Here is a 25,290-nt window from a genome sequence, read left to right as displayed (position 1 = left end):
GAGCCCCGGCAGCCTACCCCGAAAAAAAGTTTCGCGACCGTGATGGGTCCGGCCGCCCTTTGCCGGTTTGTTGAGTTAAGCGCGGCGTGGTCACGCCCGGGTTCGCCGGGGCAGGCCCAGCCAGTTGGAGCCGGAACAGGGAGTCGACGATTCCCCTGGCACCAGCGAGTTGAGGGCATGGCCCTCTGCGACCGCGTGATTCCTCAATCATGCCTTCGGAGTTTTCTCATGAAATCGCAATCCGCTCTCGTCCTGCGCGCCCTGCCCGCCGCCCTTGCCCTGTGGTTCGGGGCCAGCGCCGGCGTCCACGCCCAGGCCCTCACCATCGACGTGGTCAATCCGATCAAGGACGGCCGAGTCGTGTTCGAAGCGATCGGCCCGGCCCAGGTCGGCGCCGCCAAGCAAGGCCGCGTGTCCCTGCGCATGGGCATCCGTAACGACGGTGCCGTGCCGCTGTCGATCACCAAGGTCGAGATCCTCGACCAGCTCGCCTCCAACTTCCTCGCCCCGGTGCAGATCGACCCGGGCAAGAGTTACGCCTTCCAGAACTGCAAGTGCAACTACTTCAATCCCGACCCGGACGCGCCGAAGGTGCCGTCCTCCTACCCGATCGTGATCACCGCGCCCTACCCGAGCACGGTCAAGATCGCGGTCTACGTGCAGGGCTACCGCAACCCGGTCATCAAGAACCTGTCGTTCGCGCCCGCCACCAACGACAACGGCCCGCTGCGCTACCCGGGCAAGGTCACCGACCTGCGCGCCAACGAAGCCTGGCAGACCTCGAGCAATCACCCCGGCGACAGCCAGTCCTTCGGCCTCGACACCAGCGTGACCGGTTGGACCGGCACCACCTGGGACGCCAAGCGCCCCGGCGCCGACCCGAACAAGGCCGAAGGCCAGCGCGCCTATGGCCTGCCGCTGTACGCGATGGCCGACGGCATCGTCTGCAGCGCGCTCAATGATCTGCCGGAATGGAAGAACTACCCGCGCGTCAGCAAGGAGATCGAACCCGAGCCGATCGCGCCGAGCACCGGCCAATACTCGGCCGGCGGCAACTTCCTCAAGGTCAAGAGCGGCGACGAGATCGCCTTGTACGCGCACATGCAACCCGGCTCGATCCCGGCCGAACTGCTGGTGCCGGGCGCGACCATCAAGCAGGGCCAGTACCTCGGCAAGGTCGGTTACTCGGGCAAGTCCAGCGGCCCGCACGTGCACGTCCACGTCACCCAGGAAAGCACCAGCACGCCCTGCGACGGCAACGACCTGCGTCCGCGCCCGATGACCTTCGCCCAGATCCAGAGCCTGACCTGGGGCGAAGCCAAGGCCATGGCCGGCGCCAACAGCATGGACCCGACCGACTGGACCCCGCTGAGCAACCACTCCGCGCCGCATCCGTACAGCCTGGTCTATCCGTCCAGCACCGCCTATCCCTTCGATGCCGCCGAGACCGACGCCAAGACCTTCCTCGGCGTGTGGAAGGCCAGCAGCGAGATCGAGCTGCGGGTCAATCGTCCTAGCTGGACCGCGTTCACCCAGAAGTGGTCGGAGCTGTCGGCCGACGGTTTCCGTCTCGAACAGGTCGAGAACTACGTCGAGAACGGCGACCGCCACTTCGTCGGCGTGTACAAGCGCGGCAGCGGCGCCGGCGCGCTGTACAACTTCGACAACTGGGACGACTTCACCGCCAAGTGGAAGGAGCTGTCCGACGACGGCCAGCGCCTGCTCGACCTCACCACCTACCTCAGCGGCGGTAAGCGCCACTACGTCGGCGTGTTCCGCGCCGGCAACGGCAACGCCGGTCTGTGGAGCCACACCGGCTTCAGCGCCTTCGCCAATCAGCGCGAGATCGCCAAGGGCCTGGGTCTGCGCCTGATCGACATGGAGAGCTTCGACATCGGCAACGGCCAGCGCCAGTTCATCGGCGTGTACCGCGAAGGCACCGACAACCACGCCCTGTGGCGCTCGAACAGCTGGGCCGCGTTCACCAGCAAGTGGGACGAGCTCAGCGACAACGGCCTGCGCCTGATCGACGTCGACAGCTTCGTCGAAGACGGCGTGCGCAACTATGTCGGCGTGTTCCGCGCCGGCACCGGCGGCTATGCGCTGGAAGCGGTCAAGAGCTACCAGACGCTGTACCAGTCGGCCGAGAAGTACGCGACCAAGGGCCTGCGCCTGGTCGACGTGCAAGCGGTCGAGTGATCGGCGCCCACCGCATCGGCAAGACATCGCCGAGGTAACGACCCCTGCCGTAGCGAACCAACACGCCGCCTTCGGGCGGCGTGTTTTTTTGGCGAAGGATCGATGCGTCAGCGATGGGTCGGCGATGCGCGCACAGCGGGTCGCCGCTTGCGCTGTCCTGACACTGCGAATGGCACAAGCCGCGAACCGGCAGGCCGCCTAGCGCGCCGCCACCTGCACCGTCGGCGCGCCCTGCTTCACCGACTGCAGGCGCCGCAACAGCTCCGACTCGCTGTACATCTCGCGCCGCAGCACCGCCTCGGCGAGTTGCACCTGCGCCGCCGCGCCGCGCGCATCGCCGCGCGCGAGCAGGACCTCGGCATAGGGCACGCGCAGCCGCGCGGTCTTGACCTGCTGCGCACCGTAGGCGGCGCGGCTGTCTTCGATCGCCTTGGCCCAGGCCCGCTCGGCTTCGTCCCACCGCCCGCGGCGTTGCGCGAGCTCGGCTTGCAGGCTGGGAATCCGCGCCAGCATGAAGGCGTTGTACTCGCCGCGGCTGAGATCGATCGCCGCCAACTCGGCCTGCGCCTCGTCGAGGCGGTCGCGGCTCAACAGCCATTCGACCCGGGTCAGCGCGACCATCAGCAGCCCGGCATGGTCCTCGCCATAGCGGCGGCGCCAAACCGAGGCGCTGCGCTCGACCAGCGACCGCGCCTCTTCGTTGCGGCCGCCGCGCGCGAGCACCAGGCCGAGACCGTTCTCGGTGCGCAACACCCGGCGCTCGTCCGGCGCCAGGTGCTCGCGACGGATCGACAAGGCCTGGCGCAGGCGGCGCTCGGACTCGGCCAGGTCGCCGCGCTCCAGCGCCAAGGCCGCGTAATTGTTGAGGATGCGGGCGTAATCGAGGCTGCGCTCGCCGGCGACCACGGCCATGATCTCCAGCGCGGCCCGATAGTGTTCGCCGGCCTGGCGGTAATCGCCGAGATCCTGGGTTGCGTTGGCCAGGTCGACATGGATGTTGGCGACCATGTCGCTCTGCTCGCCGTACAGGTCGCGCGCCAGGCTCAGGTTCTCGACCAGTTCGCGGCGGGTTTCCGCGACCCGCCCGAGGCCGAACAACGTGCTCGCAAGACCGAACTGGTTGAGCTGGGTGGCGACCGGATCGCTGCCGGTCTCGCGGTTGATCTCCAGCGCATCGCGATAAGTCTGCTCGGCGCGCTTGAGTTCGCCGCGACGCCGGTACAGCTGGGCAAGGCGGGCGAGCATCGCCGCGCGTTCGTCGGGCGACTGGCGCAGGCCGCGTTCGCTGCGCAGTTGCTGCGAACGCTCGAAGCTGCGTTCGGCCTGCGCGTACCGACTGTCGGCGACCTGGGCCAGGCCGAGCGTGTCGTAGGCATCGGCGAGGCCGCGCGGGTCGCCGTCGCGCTCGCGCAGGGCCAGCGAACGGCGCGCGGCGGCGACGGCCTGGGCGCCGTACTGGCGGTCGCTGAGCGAACGCGACAGATCGGCGAGCGCTTGCGCGGCCTGGTCCGGCCGGTCCACCGCCGGGTCGAGGAACTCGCGCGCGGCCTGATCGAGCAGCGCCTCGGCGCGTTGCGGCTGGCCGAGGTTGCGATAGGCACGGCCGAGCACCGCGCGCAGGCGGGCGCGGATCGCCGGGGTGTCGTCGAGCCCTTGTTCGATGCGCGCGGCGGAGGCGTCCAGCACCTGCCGCGCACTCAAGTCCTGCCCGGCCTGCGCCCCGCGCATGCGCGGATCGGCGGCGTCGAAAGCCGAGACCAGGAAATCGCTGACCTGACGCGCGACCGAGGCCTCGCGCTCGGCGCGCGCGCGCTCGGCGGTGACCCGCCAGACGAAGCCGCCGGCCAGCGCGAGCACCAGCGCCGCCGCCGCGGTCTCGCGCCAATGCCGGCGCAGATAACGGCCGAAGCGGTAGCCCAGTGTCGGCGTGCGCGCCGACACAGGACGCCAGGCGAGATGACGCCCGATGTCCTGGGACAAGGCTTCCACCGAGGAATAGCGCTGCCGCGGATCGAGCGCGCAGGCGCAGGCGGCGATCGCATCCAGGTCGCCGCGCAGGCGCTCGCGCCAGGCGCAGTCCGGCCCGGCCCACTCGCTCGGCAGCGGCACCGCGACATCGCGATCGGCCAGGCCGCGTTCGACCGAACGGCAGGCCAGCAATTCGGTCAGCAACACGCCGAGCGCGAACACGTCGCTGACCACGCTGACCCGCGCGCCGCCGAGCAATTCGGGACTGGCATAAGCCGGGGTGCAGAAGCTGCCGTAGCAGGCATTGTCGTCGCCGGCCTGGTGATCGAGCACCTGGGCGATGCCGAAATCGAGCAAGACCGGCTCGCCGTCGTCCTGCACCATCACGTTGCCGGGCTTGAGGTCGCAATGCACGATCAGGCGCTGATGCGCGCTCTGCACCGCCGCGCAGATGCGCTGGAACAACTGCAGGCGCTGGCGCAGGTCGGGCTGGCGCTGCTCGCAGTATTCGTCGAGATCGCGGCCGAGCACGTACTCCATCACCAGATACGGCTGCCCGCTCGGCGTGGTGCCGCCGTCGTAGAGGCGGGCGATGTTGGGATGCTGCAGTTCGGCCAGCAGTTGCCGCTCCACCGCCAGGCGACGGGCGAATTCGGCCTGGTTGAAGCCGCTGCCGCGCAGCAATTTGATCGCCACCTGTTGGCGGAACAGGCCGTCGGCGCGCTCGGCCACGAACACCGTGCCCATGCCGCCGCTCGCCACGCGTTCGATCAGCACCCAGGCGCCGAGGCGGTCGCCGGCCTGCAGTTCGCTGTCGGGCAAGCCCGCGACCAGATCGCTCAGCGGTTGCACGACGCGATCGAAGTGCCCGGTCTGCGCGCCGAGCAGCTCCATGGCTTCGGCGATCAGCGCCGGATCGTCGCTGATCGCGTGCAGTTCCTCCGACCAACGCTCGGCCGGCAGGTCGCACACCGCATCGAACAATCGGCGCAGCTCGTGCCAGCGCTGGGTTTCCATGTCGCCTCCTGTCGCGTCGGATCGCCGCTCGCTCAGCCCAACTGCTGTCCCAGCCAGGCCCGGGCGAAACGCAGGTCGCGTTCGACGGTCGGCACCGAGACGTCCAGCACGCAGGCGATCTCACTGTGCTCCATGCCGCCGAAGTAGGCCATCTCGACCGCCCTCGCCGAACGCTGATCGCGCTCGGCGAGGCGTTCGAGCGCATCGTGCAGGGCCAGCACGTCGAAGCCGACGGTCTGCCCGCCGTGCAGGTCGGCGTGCGACAAGGTCAGCATCACCGGCCGCGCGCCGCGCTTCGCCGCCGCTTGCGCGCGCGCCTGATCGACCAACACCGCACGCATTTTCAGGGCCGCGAGCGCATAGAAGTGAGCGCGGTCCTGCCAATCGACCTCGCCGCCGATCAGGCGGATCAAGGCTTCGTTGACGAGCGAGGTGGGCTGCAGGGTGCGCTGGCCGTTGCGCCCGCCCAGGCGCACCGCCGCCATGCCGCGCAACGTGTCGTAGACCAGCGCGAACAAGCGGTCGCGCGAAGCGACGTCGCCGCCGCGCCAGTCATGCAGTAACCGAGTCAGATCCTCGCTCATGCGCGCTCTCCAACGCCGCTGCGCGGCCCCTGCGCCGCGGATGGTAGCCGAGTAGCGCGAACCGCGGAGACCAGGCGGTCACAGCTGCGACCAGTCGCGACGGCCGCCAGCGTACGGCAGCGCCAGCGCTGCGACGGGTTCGCGCACGGGTTGTGCCCGCTATCGGCCACGATCTACGGCGTCGCCGGCGCTACAGTGTCGCGCTGCGCCCCTTACGCCCGGACGCCATGCCGACAACCCACACCATCGAAGCCAACGACCGCGAACGCATCCGCGCCTTCCTCGACCTGCGCTGGGGCGGCCCGACCATCATGCTCGACGGCCGCGCGATCGACGCCACCGCCCTGCCGGGCTTCATCGCCCTGGATGCGGACGGCGCCATCGCCGGCCTGGTGACCTTGCTCGACGACGCGGCCCAATCGGAGATCGTCACCCTCGACGCGGTGCGGGCCCAGGCCGGCCTAGGCACGCGCCTGGTCGAACTCGCTGTCGGGCGTGCACGCGCACTGGGCCTGAGCCGGCTGCTGACCCGCACCACCAACGACAACCTCGATGCACTGCGTTTCTACCAGCGCCGCGGCTTCCGCCTGCACCGGCTCGCCGCCGGCGCCATCGATCTGGAACGCGAGGCCGACCCGGCCATCGCGTTGCTGGGGCGGCACGGCATCCCGCTGCGCGATGAGATCAGCCTGGTCCGGGTGTTGAGCGCGGACTGAAGGCGCGCATGGCGACGATGCTTCAGCGGGGCGGCGCGAGTCGCAGAAACAAGAAACCCGCCTTGCGGCGGGCTCATATAACAAGAAACCCGCCTCGCGGCGGGTTTCAGGTCGCCGATTCGAGCCGTTGAGCTGGAATCGGACTTGGGTATGGCAGCCCCGGATGGATTCGAACCACCGAATGCCTGAGTCAGAGTCAGGTGCCTTACCGCTTGGCGACGGGGCTATAAAACCGATATTAACGCAAAAACGCGACGCGAAAAAAGAACTATTAGCGCTTCGAGAACTGCGTTGCGCGGCGAGCCTTGTGCAAACCGACCTTCTTACGCTCGACTTCACGGGCGTCGCGGGTCATGAAGCCTGCCTTACGCAGTTCGCCCTTCAGGGTTTCGTCGTACTCGACCAGTGCGCGGGCGATGCCGAGACGGATCGCGCCGGCCTGACCGGTGATGCCGCCGCCGGCGACCGTCACGTTGACGTCGAACTTGTCGGTCGACTGGGTCAGCTCGAGCGGCTGGCGGACGATCATGCGCGCGGTTTCGCGGCCGAAGAATTCTTCGATCGTACGCTGATTGATGGTGATCTTGCCGTCGCCCTTGCGCAGGAACACGCGAGCGGTGGAAGACTTGCGGCGGCCGGTGCCGTAATTCTGCTGGATAGCCATGGTCTTTACCTTAGATGTCGAGCGGCTGCGGCTGCTGGGCGGTATGCGGATGCTCGGAGCCCTTGTAGACCTTGAGCTTGCGATACATGGCGCGGCCGAGCGGATTCTTCGGCAGCATGCCCTTGACACCGATCTCGATGACGCGTTCCGGGTGGCGCTCGAGCGCCTGGCCCAGCGTCTCGCTCTTCAGGTTGCCGACGTAACCGGTGAACCGGTAGTACATCTTGTCCTGCAGCTTATTGCCGGTGACGGCGATCTTCTCGGCGTTGATCACCACCAGGTAATCGCCGGTATCGACGTGAGGGGTATAGACGGGCTTGTGCTTGCCGCGCAGACGACGCGCGAGTTCGGAGCACAAGCGGCCGAGCGTTTTGCCCGACGCGTCGACGACGTACCAGTCGCGCTGGACGGTCTCGTTCTTGGCGGTAAAAGTCTTCATGACAACTCTTTATGTGGGCACAGTGGTCGGGCTGGTTCCGCCGTTTCCCGGTGCGGGAAGGGCGTCGGAACGTCGCCTCGCGTTGTGATGGCGGAACGAAAGAGGCGGAATGATAGCGGGCCGCCCGGGATCGTGCAAGCCTGGGTTTGGCCCGTGCTAGCATCGTTGGTCATGCCGCACGACCGCCGCCCGCCTTCCGCCGATCCCCTGGTGGCTCTGGCCGACCGCTGCGTGCAATGCGGGCTGTGCCTGCCCTCCTGCCCCACTTACGGCCGCGACCGGCTCGAAGCCGAGTCGCCGCGCGGCCGCATCGCCCTGGCCCGGGCCTTGGCCCTGGACAGCATCGTCCCGACCCCGACCTCGGACGCTCATCTCGACCACTGCCTGGGCTGCCGCAGCTGCGAGTCGGTGTGCCCGGCCGGCGTGGATTATGGCCGATTGTTGGTCCTGGCCCGCACCCGCCAACGCGATCGCCGGCCGCCGGCCTGGCGCCAGCGCCTGATCGAAGGCCTGGCGGCGCGGCCGCGCTGGCTGGCTGCAGCGCTGTCCCTGTACCGGATCGGCCACCCCTGGCTGCCCGAGGCCTGGCGCTCGCTGCCGCGCCCGCCACGACGGCTGCCGATGCCGGCAACACGTTCTCAGACGACCGCACAGGCCCGCGCCGGACTGTTCGTGGGCTGTGTGGCCGGTGCCTACGAGAGCGCCGTGCGCGCCGCCACGATGCGGCTGTGCGCCTCGCTCGGCGTTACGCTCGACCCGGTCGCCGGCCAAGGCTGTTGCGGCGCTCTGCACGAGCACGCCGGCAACGCCGCCGCGGCCCAGGGCCTGGCCCAGGCCAACCGCAGCGCCTTCTCGGCCCACGCCACCGTCCTCAGCCTGGCCAGCGGCTGCCACACCGCGCTGGCGCATGCGCTCGCGCCGCAAACCCAAGTGGTCGACGCCATCGCCTATCTCGACCAGGCCGGCGCCGGCCTGCGCTTGCGCCCCTCCCATCAGCGCATCGCCCTGCACCTGCCCTGCACCCAGCGCAACGTGGTCAAGTCGGTCCCGGCCTTGCGGCGCTTGTTGGCGCGGGTGCCCGGGCTGCAGGTGGTCGAACTCGACGCCGGCTACGGCTGCTGCGGCGCGGCCGGCAGCCAGATGCTCACCGACCCGGCGCGTGCGGCCGAATACCGCGCTCCGCTGCTCGAACAATTGGCGCACAGCGGCGCCAGCGTGCTGCTCAGCGCCAACATCGGCTGCCGCCTGCACCTGGGCGGCGGCACCGCGATCCCGGTCCAGCACCCACTCGAGTTCCTGGCCGGCCTGCTCGACGACGGCGCGGCCGGGTCGGCGGCCGATTAACCGACTTCTACGCCGGCCGCGCCTTAGAATCGGCGCCATGACGACCCGCGAACTCAGCCCCCTGGACCGCGTGCTCAGCGAAGCACAGCGCGCGCTCGATACCGTATTCGGCGCCCCGGGCGCCGAACGCCCCAACCCCGCCGGCAACACCGCCGAACTGGTGCTCGAACCCGACGAGCGCCGCCATTCGGCCGGCCTGATGCGGATCAACCACGTCGGCGAGGTCTGCGCCCAGGCCCTGTACTGCGGCCAGGCCGCGGTCGCCCGCGACGAATCCACCCGCGGCCACCTGCTCGAAGCCGCCCAGGAAGAGACCGACCACCTGGCCTGGTGCGCCGACCGCCTGCGCGAACTCGACAGCCGCCCGAGCCTGCTGAACCCGTTGTGGTATGCCGGCAGCTTCGCCATCGGCGCCCTCGCCGGGTTAAGCGGCGACGGTTGGAACCTGGGCTTCGTGGTCGAGACCGAGCGCCAGGTCGAGGCCCATATCGACGAGCACCTGCAGTCCCTGCCCGAAGGCGACCAGCGCAGCCGGGCGATCCTGCGGACCATGAAGGCCGACGAAGCGCGCCATGCCGAGAACGCCGAGGCCGCCGGCGCGCGCATCCTGCCGATGCCGGTCCCGACCCTGATGGCGGCGGCGTCCAAGCTGATGAAGGCCGTGGCTTACCGGGTCTGAGCCGCCCTGGCGACGTCCCCGGACCTCTATGCCCCCTCACCCCGGCCTTCTCCCGTGAGCGGGAGAGGGAGACGCGCCCCTGGCTGCAAAGCTTTGAACCCCCTCTCCCGTTCACGGGAGAGGGTTGGGGTGAGGGTTCGCCCCTCCCGCCGCGCTGGCGACGGTCGCGGGCCTTCGCGCCCTCACCCCAGCCCCTCTCCCGCAGGCGGGAGAGGGAGACAAGCGGCGCCGGTTCGGAGGCCGCGCCCCTCCAGCAACGAAAAAGGCCGGCTTTCGCCGGCCTTTTCGCATGCATCGCGCAGGGGCTCAGTCGACCAGGTTGCGGCCGTGGTAGAGCTCTTCGATTTCGCGGCGCAGGCGCGCCTCGATTTTCATGCGCTCCTTGAACGAGAGGTTCTTGGCCTTTTCCTCGAACAGGTAGGTGTCGAGGTCGAATTCCTTCAGGTGCATCTTCGTGTGGAAGATATTTTCCTGGTAGACGTTGACGTCGATCATCTCGTAACGCGACTTGATGTTCTTCGCCAGGTAGTCCTGGATCGAGTTGATCTTGTGGTCGATGTAGTGCTTCTTGCCCTTGATGTCGCGGGTGAAGCCGCGCACCCGGTAGTCCATCACCACGATGTCGGACTGGAAGCTTTCGATCAGGTAATTCAAGGCCTTAAGCGGCGAAATCACGCCGCAGGTCGCCACGTCGATATCGGCCCGGAAGGTCGCGATGCCGCTGTCCGGGTGGGTCTCGGGATAGGTGTGGACGGTGATGTGGGACTTGTCCATATGGGCGACCACGGCGTCGGAGATGATCTCCTTGCCGGCCGCCTTTTTGTCGATCACCGGCTCCTCGGAGATCAGAATCGTCACCGAGGCGCCCTGGGGGTCGTAGTCCTGGCGGGCGATATTGAGGATGTTGGCGCCGATGATTTCCGCCACATCCGTGAGGATCTGGGTGAGGCGGTCGGCGTTGTACGCCTCGTCGATGTATTCGATATAGCGCCCGCGCTCGTCTTCCGAGGCGGCAAAGCAAACATCGTAGATATTGAACGAGAGGGCCTTGGTGAGGTTGTTAAAACCCTGCAACCGCAGGCGCGGCAACGGCTTGACCACTGTAGGAATATCCGGACGGACGGCGAGGGCCGCGATTATGAGGCAATTGGCCCCGGGGGGAAACGCAGCTAGGTTTTGGACTGCGTCGATTACAAAAGCGTGACCGTCTCTGCGCTTCCATCATCGCTCTCTATCGGACCGGCAGTTTCAGCGGCAGGATTTGCTCACGCGGCCGTATCGCCCTAAGCTCGGCCGAAAGCCAAAGCCCATTCCCAATGTCCGCCAACCCGGTAGCCCCCTTGACTGCATTGCGCAGAACCAATAGCCCGTTGTTGCCGGACGGCGCAACGATCGAACGCTTCCTGGCCCATTGCCACCGTCGTCGTTACCCGTCCCGCACGGACGTGTTTCGCCCCGGGGATCCGGCCAGCACGCTGTATTACGTCGTCTCAGGCTCGGTGAGCATCATCACCGAGGAAGAGGACGGCCGTGAACTGGTCCTGGGCTATTTCGGCCCCGGCGAGTTCGTCGGCGAGCTCGGCCTGTTCATCGAGAGCGACCATCGCGAGGTGATCCTGCGCACGCGCAGCACCTGCGAACTGGCCGAAATCGGGCACGAGCGCCTCTACGACCTGCTGCTGACCCGGCTCTCGCTGGACGCGCCCAAGCTGCTGTATGCGATCGGCGCGCAGATTTCCCGGCGCCTGCTCGACACCAGCCGCAAGGCCGGCCGCCTGGCCTTCCTCGACGTCACCGACCGCATCGTCCGTGCCCTGCACGACCTTGCCAAGGAACCCGAGGCCATGAGCCATCCGCAGGGCACTCAGCTGCGGGTGTCGCGCCAGGAGCTTTCGCGCCTGGTCGGTTGCTCGCGCGAGATGGCCGGTCGCGTGCTCAAAAAGCTGCAGGCCGACGGCAAGCTGCACGCCCGAGGCAAGACCGTCGTCCTCTACGGGACCCGTTAAGGGCCCCGGTGGGACGCATCGCGCCCTCCTCCGAGACCGCACCGACGGTGCGACTCGCGGAGCTGGGCGACGCCAGCGATGTCGCCGAGCTGCTCAGCCAGCTCGGCTATCCATGCACCCGCGATGAGGCCATCGAGCGCATCGCCGTGCTGCGCGAAGACCCACGCCACGACCTGTTGCTGGCCGAACTCGACGGCCACGCCTGTGGCCTGATCGCCAGCCATACCCGCTATTCGCTGACCCGCGGCAACCTGCTGACCCGCATCACCGCCCTGGTGGTGGCCACGTCCTGCTATCGCCAGGGTATCGGCCGCCTGCTGCTGCGCGAGGTCGAGCGCCGTGCCCGCCGCGACGGAGTCGGCCGGGTCGAGGTCGCCAGCAACATCCGCCGCACCGACGCCCACGACTTCTACCGTGCCTGCGGCTATTCCGACGGCTCGTCGGTCAAGTTCGTGAAGATGCTGGGCGATTGAGGCGGCGGGCTGCGGCCTCGGCGTATTCATCCCCAGATCGAAACTGCGCGGCATTCGGCTGGATGGTGGTCGCGGCTTGCGCCGCTCCTACCCCAGAGCCGCGCAGCAAGGGGTAGGAGCGGCGCAAGCCGCGACCACGCTCTACCCCGTGTCGGCGAAAGCCCGGCCCGACGGCTATTTCGCCGCCGACGACACCGCGTCCCCGCCCCGCCCCGGGCAACCCCAGTTCAGGATCGGCGTGCCGGCCGGCAGCACGCGTCGGAACATCTCCACGCGCGCGACCTTCGGGTTGACCACCACCGGCTTGCGCGCGGCCTTGAGCAGCGGCAGGTCGGCGCTGCTGTCGGAATAAGCCGTCTCGACCGGCCCGGTGAAGCCGGACTCGCGCAGCATCCGCATCTTCATTTCGGAATGGCAGTGGCGGCGCGCGCCGAGCGCGCCCAGACGCGGGCCGACCAGGGTGCCGACCACCGGCACGTCCTCGTGGGCGACGAAGGCCAGGATGGCGCGGGCCAGTTCCGGCGGCGCGCCGGTCGCGATCACCACGTGATCGCCCTGCTCGCGGTGGTGATGCAACACGTCGAGCGCGATCGGCAGCAGCCGCTCGCGGATCTGCGCGGTGTGCAGGGCGACGTAGCGGTCGATCATCGCGTCGAGCGAACCGACCCGATGCATGCCGATGGTGCCGACCCAGACGAAGGCCGAGATGCCGAGGCGGCGCGTCTTCAGCCAGGCCACCATCGGCCCGGCGACCGGCGCGATCGCAAGCGCCAGCAGCATGCGCCACCACGAGCGTTTGATCAGCCAGGCGAACAAATGGCTGCCGGAGTCGCCGTCGTACAGGGTGTGATCGAAATCGAACACGATCAGCGGCGCGTCCGCGCGCACCGGCGGGAAACGCGCGGGACGGACCGCGCTCACGCCGCGAACAACCGCCGCAGCGCCGCACCCGGGTCGCGTTCGCGCATTAAGCTTTCGCCGACGAGGAAGGTCTCGACGCCGGCGCCGCGCATGCGCTCCACGTCGGCCAAGGTGGCGATGCCGCTTTCGGTGACCAGGGTGCGGTCGCGCGGCACCGCGGCGCGCAAGGCGATGGTGGTGTCCAGCGAGACCTCGAACGTGCGCAGATTGCGGTTGTTGACGCCGATCAGCTCGCAATCGGTCTGCAGCGCGCGTTCGAGCTCGTCGATATCGTGGACCTCGACCAGCACGTCCATGCCCAGCTCCATCGCCAGCCCGGCCATCTCGATCATCGGCCCGTCCTCGAGCGCGGCGACGATCAGCAGGATCGCATCGGCGCCGATCATGCGCGCCTCGTAGATCTGGTACGGGTCGACCGTGAAGTCCTTGCGCAGCACCGGCAGCGAGCAGGCGCCGCGGGCTTCGCCGAGGTAGGCGTTGCTGCCCTGGAAGAAGTCGACGTCGGTCAGCACCGACAGACAGGCCGCGCCGCCGGCCTCGTAGCTGCGGGCGATCTCGGCCGGCTTGAAGTCGGCGCGGATCAGGCCCTTGGACGGGCTGGCCTTCTTGACCTCGGCGATGACGGCGGCTTCGCCGGCGGCGTGCTTGCGCTTGATCGCATCGACGAAACCGCGCGCCGGCGCCTGTGCGGCGGCGCGCGCGCGCAGGTCGGCGAGCGAACGCACCCGGCTGCGTTGTTCGATCTCCTCGTGCTTGCGCGCGAGGATGGTGTTGAGGATGTCGCTCATGCCTTGCCCTTGCTCCCGTACGCGCGCTCGACCTTGGCCACGCGCAACTCGAAATGTCGATACCAATGTTCGCGCCCGTAGGCGCGGGTGGCGGCGTGTTCGGCCTGCCGTTTCCAGGCGGCGATCGCCGCCTCGTCGGACCAATAGCTTACGGTGATGCCGAAGCCGTCGCTGCCGCGGGTCGACTCGACCCCGAGGAAACCCGGCTGCTGCGCGGCCAGCTCGACCATGCGCTCGGCGGCCTCGCCGTAGCCGGCGTCGTCCCCGTCGCTGCGCTGCGAGCTGAAGATGACCGCGTAATACGGCGGTTTCGGTAGTTCGGCGAAGCGGGCGGACATGCTGGCTCCCGGGTTGGTTCAAAAGGCAAAAGTCATAGGCCCACCCTCACGCCCCCGCCAATTCCCGCGTCAGGGCGACGAACTCGTCGAGCTTGGCCCGCGCCGCGCCGGAGGCCAGCGCCGTGCGTGCGCGCTCGATGCCGTCGGCGATGCTCTCGGCCACGCCCGCGGCGTACAACGCGGCGCCGGAATTCAGGGCGACGATCTCGCGCGGCAGGCCGTCGCGGTTCTCCAGCGCCTGCAGCAGCATGGTCTTCGACTCGGCCGCGTCGGCGACGCGCAGATTGCGGCTGGCCGCCATCGCGATGCCGTAGTCCTCCGGGTGCACCTCGTACTCGCGCACCACGCCGTCGCGCAGTTCGCCGACCAGGGTGCCGGCGCCGAGCGACAACTCGTCCATGCCGTCGCGCCCCCACACCACCAGCGCGCGTTGCGCGCCCATTTCCTGCAGCACGCGCACCTGGATGCCGACCAGGTCGGGATGGAACACGCCCATCAGGATGCTCGGCGCGTCGGCCGGATTGGTCAGCGGGCCGAGGATGTTGAACAGGGTGCGCACGCCCATCTCGCGCCGCACCGGCGCGACTACTTTCATCGCCGGATGGTGCACCGGCGCGAACATGAAGCCGATGCCGGCGCGGTCGATGCACTGGCTGACCTGCTCGGGCTGCAGCTCGATCGCCGCGCCGAGGGCTTCCAGCACGTCGGCGCTGCCCGACTTCGACGACACGCTGCGATTGCCGTGCTTGGCCACCTTGGCCCCGGCCGCGGCGACCACGAACATGCTCGCGGTGGAAATGTTGAAGGTATGGGCGCCGTCGCCGCCGGTGCCGACGATGTCGACCAGATGGGTGCGATCGCCGACCTGCACCGGCCGCGCGAATTCGCGCAACACCGTCGCCGCGCCGGCGATTTCGCCGACGGTCTCCTTCTTGACCCGCAGGCCGGTGAGGATGGCCGCGGTCATGGTCGGCGAGATCTCGCCGCGCATGATCATGCGCATCAGGTCGACCATCTCGTCGTGGAAGATCTCGCGGTGCTCGATCGTGCGTTGCAGGGCTTCTTGGGCGGTGAGAGGCATCGTGATTCGTGTCCTGGCAGGCGCGGGCCGCGCCACGGCGGTTTATCGGGTCAGGAAGTTCTTCAACAGCGCGTGGCCGTGCTCGGTCAGGATCGACTCGGGGTGGAACTGCACCCCTTCGACCGGATGCTCGCGATGGCGCAGGCCCATGATCTCTTCGAAGCTGCCATCCTCGTTCTCGGTCCAGGCGGTGATCTCGAGCGAATCGGGCAGGCTGTCGCGCGCCACCACCAGCGAGTGATAGCGCGTGGCCTGGTAGGCGTCCGGCAGGCCGGCGAACACGCCGCGGCCTTCATGGCGGATGCGCGAGGTCTTGCCGTGCATGATGGTCTGGGCGCGGATCACGTCGCCGCCGTAGGCCTGGCCGAGGCTCTGGTGACCGAGGCAGACGCCGAGGATCGGCACGCGCGGGCCGAGCTCGCGGATCACGTCCAACGACACGCCGGCATCGTTCGGCGTGCCCGGCCCGGGCGAAATCATGATGCGTTCCGGCGCCAGCCGATCGATTTCCGCCACGCTCAGGTCGTCGTTGCGGATCACCTTCACTTCCGCCCCGAGCGCCTGCAGGTACTGCACGAGGTTGTAGGTGAAGCTGTCGTAGTTGTCGATCATCAGAACGGACATGACGCGCCTCGAATGCGGGGAATTCCGGAAAGCTGCGCGATCGCGGGCCATGGGCCCGCCATCGTGCCGGTGACGTGTTGCGGGAGATGCAGCGCACTCGCCTGCGGCCGTGCGCAGCGGTACGGCCCGGCCGCGCCCACAGGCGACAGCCCGCGATTATCCCGCCTCGATGAGGCCGCAGACAGGGGTCGGGGCTGGAAAAGCGCTCCCGCGTCGGGGAGGCCACGGCCACGCTGGGCGGCCGAAGGGTATTTGCCGCGCTTAGCGGCCGGAAAACATCGAATCGTAGGCGGGGTCACGCAGGCAGTCCTCGTAGGGCGGCAGGAAACGGACGACGGCGGCACGCCACCATCGCCAAGCCTGGCCGGCTTTCGGGGAGTTCTGCGGGATTGCGCGAACGATCATGCGGCTACTGTAACCGCTGAACGCCGGTCTGTGCGAGGGCGGCCGGATCGGCCCCATCGACGGGCAGCGGCCGGGCTCGGGCCGCCGTCGAGGCGGAGGCCGCGGCCCCCTCGCGATGGCCGCATCGGCCCGGAGCCCGCTTACTCGCGTCCGCAGGGAATCGGCTTGAATCCGAAGTATTCGGCCGCGCCGGTACCGTCCTGCCTGACGAAGTGGCAGCCGGTTTCGGCGTCGCATTCGCCGGCATGGATCGCCAGCCGCCAGCGCACCGCCGGCGACTCGCCGCAGTACACGCCGGTGCCGATGCGCACGAAGAGGACCGTCCACAGGCCTGCCGCCAATGCGGTCGCGATCGCGACGCCCGTTGCCCATCGCAACCGGGTTCGAGGCGCGCCGGGTCGATTGAGTGTTGATGCGGACATGCCTGGGCTTCGATGGCGCGGCGAAGGGCACGCGTGCACGCAGCATAGCCCGAGCACCGCCATCGCATTGCGCATCGGTCTGCGCGACTCGCGACCACCGATGCCCGGCCCCTGCCGCCCGAGTGTGTGCCAGTTGGCAATAGCAAGAAACGACGCAGTCACTGACCGGGCCGACCGATAGCGTGGGTGCCGCCGGCCGCTCTGTGCGGCATCGCTCCGGCAGCTCCGTTGCGCTCCGCAACCCGATCCCTACTGAAGGATGGACGTCATGCACGCTCCTCGTTCCTCGTTATTTCGCTGCGCGATTCTGCTGGCGACCTTGACTATCGTCCCCAGCGCCATCGCGCGCGGCCCGGACCGGATCCGCTCGCCGCTGCTGGCGCCCGGCGATGCCGCCGCCTCGGCGCAGTGCTACCCCTTCGTACAACCGAGCCCGCAAGCCCTGCGCGCCTCGGGCAAGAAAGTGTTCGCCTGGTATTTCCCGCCCTTCCAGCTCTCGACCCACAACGAGCTGGACAGCAAGAACTGGTACGAGCGCTGGCTCAGCCCGACCGGCGCCAGCAGCGGCAACCTGGAATACCTCAGCACCGGCGGACTGCTGCGCGATCGCCCGCTGCCGATGCCGAAACGTCCGGAGCCGAACTGGAAACAGCTCAACTTCGAGGTCGAGATCCGCCAGGCCATCGCCATGGGGTTGGACGGTTTCATCCTGGAGATGTCGTACCAGCAGGTCCATTCCGACGACCGCTTCAACCGCGTGCGCGACATGCTGGCCGCGGCCAAGGCGGTCGACCCGGAGTTCCGCATCCTGCTCGCGCCCGGCTTCCCGAGAGGCGCGCAGGACACGCCCGACGAACTGGCGCAGACCCTGCTGGCGGTGATCGACCATCCCTCGGTGTTTCGCCTGCCCGACGGCCGCGTGCCGCTGGCGACGTTCTCGCCGGAGCGGCCGGCCAGGGACGGCGGCAAGCCGATCCTGTGGTGGCAGCAATTGCTCGACCTGCTGCGCGCGCAAGGCGTCGAGCCGGCGTGGTATCCGATGTTCCTGTCGCGCACGGCGATGAACTCGATCCCGAACCTGGCCGAGTGGCGCGCGACCATGGCCGGCTATTCGATCTTCGAAGGCAAGACCGCCAGCCAGGCCGCCTCCAATGTCAGCGAGGCCGTGTCCGCGCGCCAATACGGGCTGGACTGGATGGCGCGGGTCGCGTTCCAGGACATGCGCGTGCGCAAGAGCGCCGAGAAGGTCGAACTGCGCCATTGGGAGTCGTCCAACAGCGTCACCCTGCGTGCGCTGTTCGAGAAAGCCATCGAGAGCGATGCGCAGATGGTCAATATCCTCACCTGGAACGACTATGGCGAAACCCAGGTCGCACCCTCGCGCGATCGCGGCTATGCGGTGACCGACCTGCTCGCCTACTACACGGCCTGGTTCAAGATCGGCCAGGCGCCGCCGATCGCGCGCGACGCCTTGTACTACTTCCATCGCAAGCACCGGACCGACGCGCCCTACGACACCGGCAAACAGACCGCTGGCGCGTTCACCATTCCGTCCGGCCCGGTCGCCGAGAACCAGGTCGAACTGCTCGCGTTCCTGACCGAACCCGGCCTGCTCAGCATCCGCCAGGGCACCGATCTGCGGACCTTGCCGGCCGCGGCCGGCATGACCTCGTTCAAAGTGCCGCTGGTCGCAGGCACGACGCCGCAGTTCGAGCTGAGCCGCGGCAATCAAGTGGTCGAGTCGTTGATCAGCGCAACGCCGGTGCACGCCTCGGTCGACTACCAGGACATGACCTACTACGCCGGCGGCAGCATCGAGTGCGCGCGTCCGCTGTAAGTCCGGCGACGGCCGCTTAGCTGCATGATCGTCTCCAGCGCGATGCAGACATCGCGCTGGAGACGCTATCGGCGGCAGTCAGCGAGCACTCGGCTCGGTCGGCAGCACCAGCGTGACCCGCAATCCCGGCGCGTTATCGCCGAGACCGACCTGGCCGCCGTGGCGCTGCACGATCGCCCGCACCAGGCTCAGGCCCAGGCCGGTGCCGGGCGAGCCGCGATGCGTCTCCATGCGCTGGAATCGGTCGAACACTCGCTCGCGGTCGGCTTCGGGAATGCCGGGGCCGCGGTCGTCGATCCGCACGACCAGGGCCTGGCGCTCGCGCTGCAGGCTCAACGCAACCTCGCTGGCAGCGGGCGCGTACTTGACCGCGTTGTCGAGCAGGTTGACCAGCATCTGGAACAACTGATCGGCATCGCCGCGCATGCGCGACTCGCCCGAACCGGCCAGGTTCGCGCTGAGCGCGATGCCGCGTTCGGCCGCGATCGGCGTGTACAGCTCGACCGCATCGCGCACTAGTTCCGACAAATCCAATACCGGCTCGTCGTGCACCGGCGGCTGTGCTTCGATCCGCGCCAGACGAAGCAAGGCGCCGAAGGAGTGCAGCAATTGGTCGGTTTCGCCGATCGCCGCATCGAGCTGAGTACCGGCTTCGCCCGCGTCCTGGTGCCGGCGCAGCTCTTCGAGACGGTTGCGCAGGCGAGTCAACGGCGTGCGCAGGTCGTGGGCGATATGGTCGGTCGCATGGCGCACGCCGCCGAGCAATTCCTCGATGCGGTCGAGCATGCCGTTGAAACGGCGCGCGAGCCGGTCGAAAGCGTCGTCGCTGCCGTCGAGCCGCGCGCGCAGGCCCAGCTCGCCACTGCCCACGCGCACCGCGGTATCGTCGAGGTGGCGCAGCCGGCGCGAGACCCAACGCGAGGTCAGCCAGCCGATCAGCGCGCCCAGGGTGGCCGCCACCAGCAAGGCCGCTAAAGCGGTGCGCAGCATCAACGCGAGAAAACGATCCTGGCTGCGGGTGCGGGTGCCGGTCAGCAAAGTGGTGCCGTCGGACAGACGTTGCAGTTGTGCGACCACCCGCAGATCGCCGTCCGCACCGTGTTCGGTGAACTCGATCCAGCGCGCGCCTTGACGATGCGTGGGCAGGTCGCGGTAATCGCCGGCGACGACACGGCCGTCTGTGGCGGTCAGCGCGTACACCGCATCCGGGTCTTCGTCGGTGGCGATGCGTTCGCGCAACTCGCCGAGCAAGGCGGCGCGGCCTTCGTCGCGGTACACCTCGACCAGGCCGGCGGCGTCCACCCGCACCAGTTCGCGCGCATCCTGGGTCAGCATCGCCGAGACCGCGTAGTGCACACCGATGCCGAGCAACACGAAGGCGAGCAGGAACGAGGCGGTCACCGCCAACGCCAGGCGCGCACTGGTCGAGCGCAGGCTCAGGCGCATGTGGCGTGCCCGCACGAAGCGCAACTCCCCCCTGCCGCCCTTTTGCAAAGGAGGGAGTTCGGGGCGCGAGGGTTCAACGCTGGCTTACGTGGAGTACTCACATGCCCAACCGATAACCCGCGCCGCGCACGGTGTGCAGCAGCGGCCGCGCGTGGCCCTGGTCGATCTTCTGGCGCAGGCGGCTGATGTGCACGTCGATGACGTTGGTCTGCGGGTCGAAGTGATAGTCCCAGACCGCTTCCAGCAACATGGTCCGGGTCACTACCCGTTCGGCCTGGCGCATCAGGTACTCGAGCAGGCGGAATTCGCGCGGCTGCAGCTCGATGCGTTTGTCGCCGCGACGCGCCTCGCGGCTGAGCAGGTCGAGTTCGAGATCGGCCACGCGCAGCCGGGTCGGTTCGCTGCCGCCGGCCTGGCCGCGGCGCAGGATGCTGTCCAGGCGCGCGCTGAGCTCGGCATAGGCGAAGGGTTTGACCAGGTAGTCGTCGGCGCCGGCGCGCAGGCCTTCGACACGGTGGTCGACTTCGCCGAGCGCGGTCAGTAGCAACACCGGCGTGCGGTTACCGGCGCCACGCAAGGTTTGCAGCACGACCAGGCCATCGAGCCCGGGCAGCATGCGGTCGAGCACGATGCTGTCGTAGCGCTCGGTGGTGGCCAGGAACAGGCCGTCCTTGCCGTTGCCGGCGTGGTCGACGGCATGACCGTCCTCGCGCAGCCCCTTGGCGATGAAGCCGGCGGTGTGGGGATCGTCTTCGACGAGCAGGACGCGCATGCCGACTCCGGGATCGCGGGTGGTGCCTGGGGCGGGAGAGAAAAAGGATACCCCGCCGGCGCGAGCCGGCGGGGCATGGAACCCACGCCGACGATGCGTGGGGCTCGGGGGAGCGGGCGAAGGATCAGTTGGCGGCGGGCGCCGCGGCGGAAGCGGTCTTCGCCGCCTTCTTGGCCTGGTGATGCTTGTGCTTGACGGTCTTGGCGGCGGGGGCGGCGCTCGAAGCGGTCGTCGCCGGCGCGGCGGCGAACGCGGAACCGGCGAACGCGGTGAGAGCGACGGCGATCAGGGCATTGCGGACGTTCATGGGTGGGCTCCTGGAAACGATTCGGTTGGGATTCCTGCCGGTGGGGGCGTCCCCATCGCGAAGACAGGTTGCGCCGGCGGGCCTCGCCGCGAGCTTTCCGCCGCATGAACTTTTTTTAATGTGGCGCGGCCGATGGATTCGACCGTCATCGGCGGCACCGCTTCGGTTGCCGGTGGACGCGACTCGGACGGATGCCGAAACCGCAGAAGAGAGGCTGTGACCGGCGGCCGGCCCACGCTAGGATCGAGACGATCGCCGAAGCGGGACGTCCCGCCACGCCGTTACGGGCGAAAACGACGGACCTCAGGAGCCGACCCATGATCTGTCGCATCTGGCATGGCCGTACCCACGCCTCGCAGGCCGATGCCTACGCCGCCTTCCTGCAGCAGCGTGCAGTGGCGGATTACCGTTCGGTGCCCGGCAATCTGCAGGTGCAGATCCTGCGGCGCGAAGATGGCGAGGTGACTCATTTCCTGACTGTCACCCACTGGGAATCGGAAGCCGCGATCCGCGCCTTCGCCGGCGAGCACCTGCTGCAAGCCAAGTACTACGACGAAGACCGCGATTTTCTGCTCGAATTCGAGCCGCTGGTGCAGCATTACAGCGTGGTGTGAGCCTGCTCGATCAATGGGGCCTGCGAAAGCGCCAGCGCAGCTTCTTGCAGGAGCAGCGTAAGCCGCGGCCGCGTCACTTCGCCGACCGGCGCGGTCGCGGCTTGCGCCGCGCCTACCCCAAAGCGGATTCGGGCGATCGGGCATGAACGACGACAACGACAGCGCAGCTCTTTGTAGGAGCTGCGTAAGCTGCGACCGCGACACTTCGCCAACCGGCGCGATCGCGGCTTGCGCCGCTCCTACCCCAAAGCGGATTCGCGCGACCGGGCATGAACGACGACAACGCCAGCGTAGCTCTTTGTAGGAGCTGCGTAAGCTGCGACCGCGACATCTCGCCGACCGGCGCAGGTCGCGGCTTGCGCCGCTCCTACCCAAAGCGGATTCGGGCGACCGGGTAATAGACGACGAAAGCCGTAATGCAGCTCTTGTAGGAGCTGCGCAAGCTGCGACCACGACATCTCGCCGACCGGCGCGGTCGCGGCTCACGCCGCTCCTACAGGGGTAGCAGCGGAATCGGACGACGCTGCGATTGCCTGCTTGCGCAGCGAACCGGTGCAACCTTCGCACCACGCGCCACAAACGTCGTCCAAGCGTGGCCTACAACCCGCGCGCAGCCTCGCCCACGGCGCGGAACAGGGCGCGGCCCTTGTTCATCGTCTCTTCCCATTCCTTCTGCGGGTCGGAGTCGTAGACGATGCCGGCGCCGGCCTGGACGTGCAGGCGGCCGTCCTGGATCACGGCGGTACGGATCGCGATGGCGGTGTCGGCGTCGCCGTGCCAGCCGATGTAGCCGACCGCGCCGGAATAGACATTGCGCTTGATGGGTTCGAGCTCGCGGATCACTTCCAGCGCGCGGATTTTCGGCGCGCCACTGACGGTGCCGGCCGGGAAGGTCGCGCGCAGCACGTCCATGTAGCTCATGCCCGCCTTCAGACGGCCGGTGACTTCGCTGACGATGTGCATGACGTGGCTGTAGCGCTCGATCACGAACTGTTCGCCGACTTCGACCGTGCCCGGTTCGGACACGCGGCCGACGTCGTTGCGGCCGAGGTCGATCAGCATCAGGTGCTCGGCGCGTTCCTTCGGGTCGGCCAGCAATTCGGCTTCGAGCGCGTTGTCTTCTTCGACCGTCTTGCCGCGCGGACGGGTGCCGGCGATCGGTCGCACCGTCACCTCGCCGTCCTGCAGGCGCACCAGGATTTCCGGCGACGAGCCGACCACCTGGGTGCCGCCGACGTCGAGGAAATACATGTACGGCGACGGGTTCAAGGCGCGCAGCGCGCGGTAGACGTCGACCGGCCGCGCCTTGAACGGCACGCTCAGCCGCTGCGACAGCACCACTTGGAAGATATCGCCGGCGCGGATCAGTTCCTTGGATTTCTCGACCGCGTCGATGAAGCCTTCGCGGGTGAAACCGGAAACGAAATCGCCCTCGTCGAGCCCGGCCGGATCCAGCGTCTCCGGATAACTCGCGCCGCCGATGCGCAGCCGGTGCACGAGCTGGTCGAGGCGGCGATTGGCGCGGGCGAAGGCCTGCGGCTCGCGCGGGTCGGCGTGGACGATCAGGTACAGACGACCCTTGAGGTTGTCGAATACCGCGATCTCCTCGCTCTGCATCAGCAGGATGTCGGGGGTGCCGAGCTCGTCCGGCTTGTTGTCTCCAGTCAAACGATGCTCGATGTACTGGATGCACTCGAAACCGAACCAGCCGACCAGGCCGCCGGTGAACCCCGGCAAGCCGTCGATCTTGGGTACTTGGTATTCGGTGCGCAGGCGTTCGACCTCGGCCAAGGGGTCGTCGACGACGCGGCTGTCGACCAGCTCGCCGTGTTCGGTGACGAACAAGGTGTGGCCGGCGAAGGCGTACACCCGTTGCGCAGGCAGGCCGATGATCGAATAGCGGCCGAAGCGTTCGCCGCCCTCGACTGACTCGAACAGGTAAGTGTGCGGGCCGTCGGCGAGTTTGAGATAGACCGAGAGGGGGGTGTCGAGGTCGGACAGGACCTCGCGTACGACCGGAATACGGGTGTAGCCGTTAGCGGCCTGTTGCTGGAAGAGTTCGTGCGAGATCACGCGGCAGTTCCTTCATGGACGAGTGGGCAGGAGCGACGATGGCCGACGGCCACCATCGCCAACCCACGTCGGCACAAAGGAAATGCGGGTTCGCCCAGGCTTTCATGGACGCTACTGTAGCCGCTTCGCCGACGCCGCGCGACGGCCTCAGCCGGCGGCCGTCCGCGACGAATCTTCCAGCGCCGGCACCATGGCCGACAGCAGCGGGCAGGCGACCGGCAGGTGCATGCGCACGCGGCCGGCCACGCAGTCGATGCGGAAGTGGTGCGAGCACACCGGTTCGCCGTCCAGGTTGAGGGTCAGCGCCCGCGCCGACTCGATCTCGACCCAGCGCAACTGCACACGGGTGGCGACGCGATCGAGCGCGGCATGCTTGCCTTCGGTCAACAGGGTGCGCACGGTCGCGCCGACTTCGCCGGACAGGTCGGGCACCACGGTGACGTCGAGCAGGCCGTCGTCGATCAAAGCGTCCGGGCACAGGACCTGGCCGCCGCCGGCCTGCTTGCCGTTGCCGATGCCGAGCGCGATGAAGTCGCCCTCCCACTCGAAACCCTCGCCGTGGATACGGGCGCGTATCGGCTCGATGCGGCCGAGTTTGGAAATGCCGGTGACCAGATAGGCCAGGCCGCCGAGCATCTTCTTGAGCCCCGCGTCGGTGTCGATGGTGACCTGGGTGCCGAAGCCGCCGCTGGCCAGATTAGCGGCCCAATGCAGCCCGTCGGGCGCTTCCAGACGGATCAGGTCGATCGGCTGCGGCGGCCGGCGTGCGATCAGATCCAGCGCCAGCGCGGGTTCGGTAGGGATCAGCGCGGCGCTGGCGAAATCGTTGGCGGTGCCGAGCGGCACCAGCCCGAGCGAGGGCAACACGTCGGCGGATTCGTCGCGATGGGCCAAGGTCGTCGCGACCTCGCTGAGGGTGCCGTCGCCGCCGGCCGCGATGAGGGTGTCGACGCCATCGGCGATGGCTTCGTCGACATAGCGCTCGGCGTCGCCGCCCTCCCAGGTGACGCGGACGTCCAGGTCGATGCCGCGCTCGCGTATCGCGACCACGGCCTCGCGCAAGTCATCGTCGCCGGCCGACTTGCCGTTGAGAATCAAGCGCCAACGAGGTTTGGGCATGGAGAATTGAGTTCCGGATGGAGCCCGCGAGGCTAGCAGCCTTGGGGGAACTACCGGTGAACACCGGCGGTGCGGCCGATATCGGACCGCCGACGCCCGTCCCACGGAAATCCGAATCCGCCACTTTTGTCACACACCGGTCATGGTTGATCCGGAGTATAGGAGGCCATATCAGGGACGACGGGCGGAGGCTGGATTGCCTCCAATTATTCCGGGACGCGGGCCGCAAGGCCCGCGTCCTTTTGCTTTGGGCGGCTGTGTCGGGGTTGAACACCCTGCACCATTCGCTGTCGCCCCGCATCCTCGGCTATTGCCGTTGCCGTTGCCGTTGCCGTTGCCGTTGCCGTTGCCGTTGCCGTTGCCGTAAAGATTTTGCGGTTGCTGTGCGCCAATAGGCACTAGCGAAGGCAATCGAAGACCCGGAGGGCGGCGCGCAGGGATGCGCGCCGTTTTT

Annotated in this window: 24 protein-coding genes and 1 tRNA gene; 8 read left to right on the top strand and 17 right to left on the bottom strand. The window is 68.2% G+C overall.

The window, feature by feature from the left end; all coding sequences use genetic code 11:
- The first annotated feature begins 228 nt into the window (after nt 1-228).
- Nucleotides 229-2,199, top strand: a complete 1,971-nt coding sequence (locus ACKN61_RS05075) for a M23 family metallopeptidase (RefSeq protein ID WP_408952581.1) — start codon at nt 229-231, stop codon at nt 2,197-2,199.
- Between the two features lie 198 nt (nt 2,200-2,397).
- Here ACKN61_RS05075 and ACKN61_RS05070 read toward each other — a convergent pair whose 3' ends face one another.
- Nucleotides 2,398-5,184 carry a tetratricopeptide repeat protein gene (locus ACKN61_RS05070; RefSeq protein WP_408952580.1) on the bottom strand — a complete coding sequence of 929 codons (2,787 nt, stop codon included), beginning with the start codon at nt 5,182-5,184 and terminating at the stop codon, nt 2,398-2,400.
- A 32-nt stretch (nt 5,185-5,216) separates the two neighbouring features.
- A complete protein-coding gene (locus ACKN61_RS05065; protein WP_408952579.1) occupies nt 5,217-5,768 on the bottom strand; it encodes an ECF-type sigma factor in 552 nt (183 codons plus the stop codon).
- A gap of 227 nt (nt 5,769-5,995) precedes the next feature.
- Here ACKN61_RS05065 and ACKN61_RS05060 point away from each other — a divergent pair, with 227 nt between their 5' ends.
- Entirely contained in the window at nt 5,996-6,484 is a 489-nt protein-coding gene (locus ACKN61_RS05060) for a GNAT family N-acetyltransferase (protein ID WP_408952578.1), read from the top strand.
- 151 nt (nt 6,485-6,635) lie between these two features.
- Here ACKN61_RS05060 and ACKN61_RS05055 read toward each other — a convergent pair.
- The 3 genes from ACKN61_RS05055 to rplM form a co-directional block, all read right to left on the bottom strand.
- Nucleotides 6,636-6,710: transfer RNA gene (locus ACKN61_RS05055), tRNA-Gln, on the bottom strand.
- Nucleotides 6,711-6,755: 45 nt separating this feature from the next.
- Complete coding sequence (gene rpsI, locus ACKN61_RS05050; protein WP_031371497.1) at nt 6,756-7,148, bottom strand: 30S ribosomal protein S9; 393 nt, start codon at nt 7,146-7,148, stop codon at nt 6,756-6,758.
- A 10-nt stretch (nt 7,149-7,158) separates the two neighbouring features.
- Nucleotides 7,159-7,587: a 50S ribosomal protein L13 gene (gene rplM, locus ACKN61_RS05045; protein WP_031371496.1), complete on the bottom strand. Its 429-nt coding sequence runs from the start codon at nt 7,585-7,587 to the stop codon at nt 7,159-7,161.
- Between the two features lie 171 nt (nt 7,588-7,758).
- On the opposite strand from rplM, the gene ACKN61_RS05040 reads away from it, so the two are divergent.
- Together ACKN61_RS05040 and coq7 are read left to right on the top strand one after the other, a co-directional pair.
- Nucleotides 7,759-8,931 carry a (Fe-S)-binding protein gene (locus tag ACKN61_RS05040; RefSeq protein WP_408952577.1) on the top strand — a complete coding sequence of 391 codons (1,173 nt, stop codon included), beginning with the start codon at nt 7,759-7,761 and terminating at the stop codon, nt 8,929-8,931.
- A gap of 37 nt (nt 8,932-8,968) precedes the next feature.
- A complete protein-coding gene (gene coq7 / locus ACKN61_RS05035; RefSeq protein WP_408952576.1) occupies nt 8,969-9,610 on the top strand; it encodes a 2-polyprenyl-3-methyl-6-methoxy-1,4-benzoquinone monooxygenase in 642 nt (213 codons plus the stop codon).
- 306 nt (nt 9,611-9,916) lie between these two features.
- Here coq7 and speD read toward each other — a convergent pair whose 3' ends face one another.
- Nucleotides 9,917-10,711: an adenosylmethionine decarboxylase gene (gene speD / locus ACKN61_RS05030; RefSeq protein ID WP_031371493.1), complete on the bottom strand. Its 795-nt coding sequence runs from the start codon at nt 10,709-10,711 to the stop codon at nt 9,917-9,919.
- A 215-nt stretch (nt 10,712-10,926) separates the two neighbouring features.
- On the opposite strand from speD, the gene crp reads away from it, so the two are divergent.
- Both crp and ACKN61_RS05020 read left to right on the top strand, forming a co-directional pair.
- Nucleotides 10,927-11,616, top strand: coding sequence for a cAMP-activated global transcriptional regulator CRP (gene crp / locus ACKN61_RS05025; protein ID WP_031371492.1), 690 nt, complete (start codon nt 10,927-10,929; stop codon nt 11,614-11,616).
- 47 nt (nt 11,617-11,663) lie between these two features.
- Nucleotides 11,664-12,089, top strand: a complete 426-nt coding sequence (locus ACKN61_RS05020) for a global regulator CLP-associated N-acetyltransferase (RefSeq protein ID WP_408952575.1) — start codon at nt 11,664-11,666, stop codon at nt 12,087-12,089.
- A 174-nt stretch (nt 12,090-12,263) separates the two neighbouring features.
- On the opposite strand, the gene ACKN61_RS05015 is transcribed toward ACKN61_RS05020, so the two are convergent.
- From ACKN61_RS05015 to ACKN61_RS04990, 6 genes are all read right to left on the bottom strand, one after another.
- Complete coding sequence (locus ACKN61_RS05015; protein WP_408952574.1) at nt 12,264-13,010, bottom strand: haloacid dehalogenase-like hydrolase; 747 nt, start codon at nt 13,008-13,010, stop codon at nt 12,264-12,266.
- Nucleotides 13,007-13,798 (bottom strand): indole-3-glycerol phosphate synthase TrpC, encoded by a 792-nt coding sequence (trpC, locus tag ACKN61_RS05010; RefSeq protein ID WP_408952573.1) that lies wholly within the window; start codon nt 13,796-13,798, stop codon nt 13,007-13,009. Before trpC ends, ACKN61_RS05015 begins: the two co-directional genes overlap by 4 nt.
- Complete coding sequence (locus tag ACKN61_RS05005) at nt 13,795-14,136, bottom strand: antibiotic biosynthesis monooxygenase family protein (RefSeq protein WP_408952572.1); 342 nt, start codon at nt 14,134-14,136, stop codon at nt 13,795-13,797. The genes trpC and ACKN61_RS05005 overlap by 4 nt, the downstream gene beginning before the upstream one ends.
- A gap of 46 nt (nt 14,137-14,182) precedes the next feature.
- Nucleotides 14,183-15,217, bottom strand: coding sequence for an anthranilate phosphoribosyltransferase (trpD, locus tag ACKN61_RS05000; protein ID WP_408952571.1), 1,035 nt, complete (start codon nt 15,215-15,217; stop codon nt 14,183-14,185).
- A 42-nt stretch (nt 15,218-15,259) separates the two neighbouring features.
- Complete coding sequence (locus ACKN61_RS04995; RefSeq protein ID WP_408952570.1) at nt 15,260-15,841, bottom strand: anthranilate synthase component II; 582 nt, start codon at nt 15,839-15,841, stop codon at nt 15,260-15,262.
- A gap of 545 nt (nt 15,842-16,386) precedes the next feature.
- Nucleotides 16,387-16,743 (bottom strand): hypothetical protein, encoded by a 357-nt coding sequence (locus ACKN61_RS04990; protein WP_408952569.1) that lies wholly within the window; start codon nt 16,741-16,743, stop codon nt 16,387-16,389.
- Nucleotides 16,744-16,936: 193 nt separating this feature from the next.
- Between ACKN61_RS04990 and ACKN61_RS04985 the strand changes: the two genes are divergently transcribed.
- Nucleotides 16,937-18,505: an endo-1,3-alpha-glucanase family glycosylhydrolase gene (locus ACKN61_RS04985; protein WP_408952568.1), complete on the top strand. Its 1,569-nt coding sequence runs from the start codon at nt 16,937-16,939 to the stop codon at nt 18,503-18,505.
- A 78-nt stretch (nt 18,506-18,583) separates the two neighbouring features.
- Here the strand turns inward: ACKN61_RS04985 and ACKN61_RS04980 are convergent, their stop codons facing one another.
- The 3 genes from ACKN61_RS04980 to ACKN61_RS04970 all read right to left on the bottom strand — a co-directional run bounded on the left by ACKN61_RS04980 (nt 18,584) and on the right by ACKN61_RS04970 (nt 21,030).
- Nucleotides 18,584-19,966: an ATP-binding protein gene (locus ACKN61_RS04980; protein ID WP_408952567.1), complete on the bottom strand. Its 1,383-nt coding sequence runs from the start codon at nt 19,964-19,966 to the stop codon at nt 18,584-18,586.
- Nucleotides 19,967-20,048: 82 nt separating this feature from the next.
- Nucleotides 20,049-20,723, bottom strand: coding sequence for a winged helix-turn-helix domain-containing protein (locus ACKN61_RS04975; RefSeq protein ID WP_408952566.1), 675 nt, complete (start codon nt 20,721-20,723; stop codon nt 20,049-20,051).
- Between the two features lie 124 nt (nt 20,724-20,847).
- Nucleotides 20,848-21,030, bottom strand: coding sequence for a hypothetical protein (locus tag ACKN61_RS04970; RefSeq protein ID WP_408952565.1), 183 nt, complete (start codon nt 21,028-21,030; stop codon nt 20,848-20,850).
- 317 nt (nt 21,031-21,347) lie between these two features.
- Here ACKN61_RS04970 and ACKN61_RS04965 point away from each other — a divergent pair, with 317 nt between their 5' ends.
- On the top strand, nt 21,348-21,644 hold the full coding sequence (locus ACKN61_RS04965) for an antibiotic biosynthesis monooxygenase (RefSeq protein WP_223619667.1): 297 nt from the start codon (nt 21,348-21,350) through the stop codon (nt 21,642-21,644).
- Nucleotides 21,645-22,241: 597 nt separating this feature from the next.
- On the opposite strand, the gene trpE is transcribed toward ACKN61_RS04965, so the two are convergent.
- Together trpE and yegS are read right to left on the bottom strand one after the other, a co-directional pair.
- Nucleotides 22,242-23,717, bottom strand: a complete 1,476-nt coding sequence (trpE, locus tag ACKN61_RS04960) for an anthranilate synthase component I (RefSeq protein WP_031371479.1) — start codon at nt 23,715-23,717, stop codon at nt 22,242-22,244.
- A 147-nt stretch (nt 23,718-23,864) separates the two neighbouring features.
- Nucleotides 23,865-24,836, bottom strand: a complete 972-nt coding sequence (gene yegS / locus ACKN61_RS04955; protein ID WP_408952564.1) for a lipid kinase YegS — start codon at nt 24,834-24,836, stop codon at nt 23,865-23,867.
- Nucleotides 24,837-25,290 lie beyond the last annotated feature (454 nt).

Source organism: Lysobacter sp. Hz25 (assembly GCF_046097045.1).
Lineage (GTDB): Bacteria > Pseudomonadota > Gammaproteobacteria > Xanthomonadales > Xanthomonadaceae > Lysobacter > Lysobacter antibioticus_B.
The sequence above is the reverse complement of the archived record's forward strand: the minus strand, read 5'-3'. Positions and strand labels throughout refer to the sequence as shown.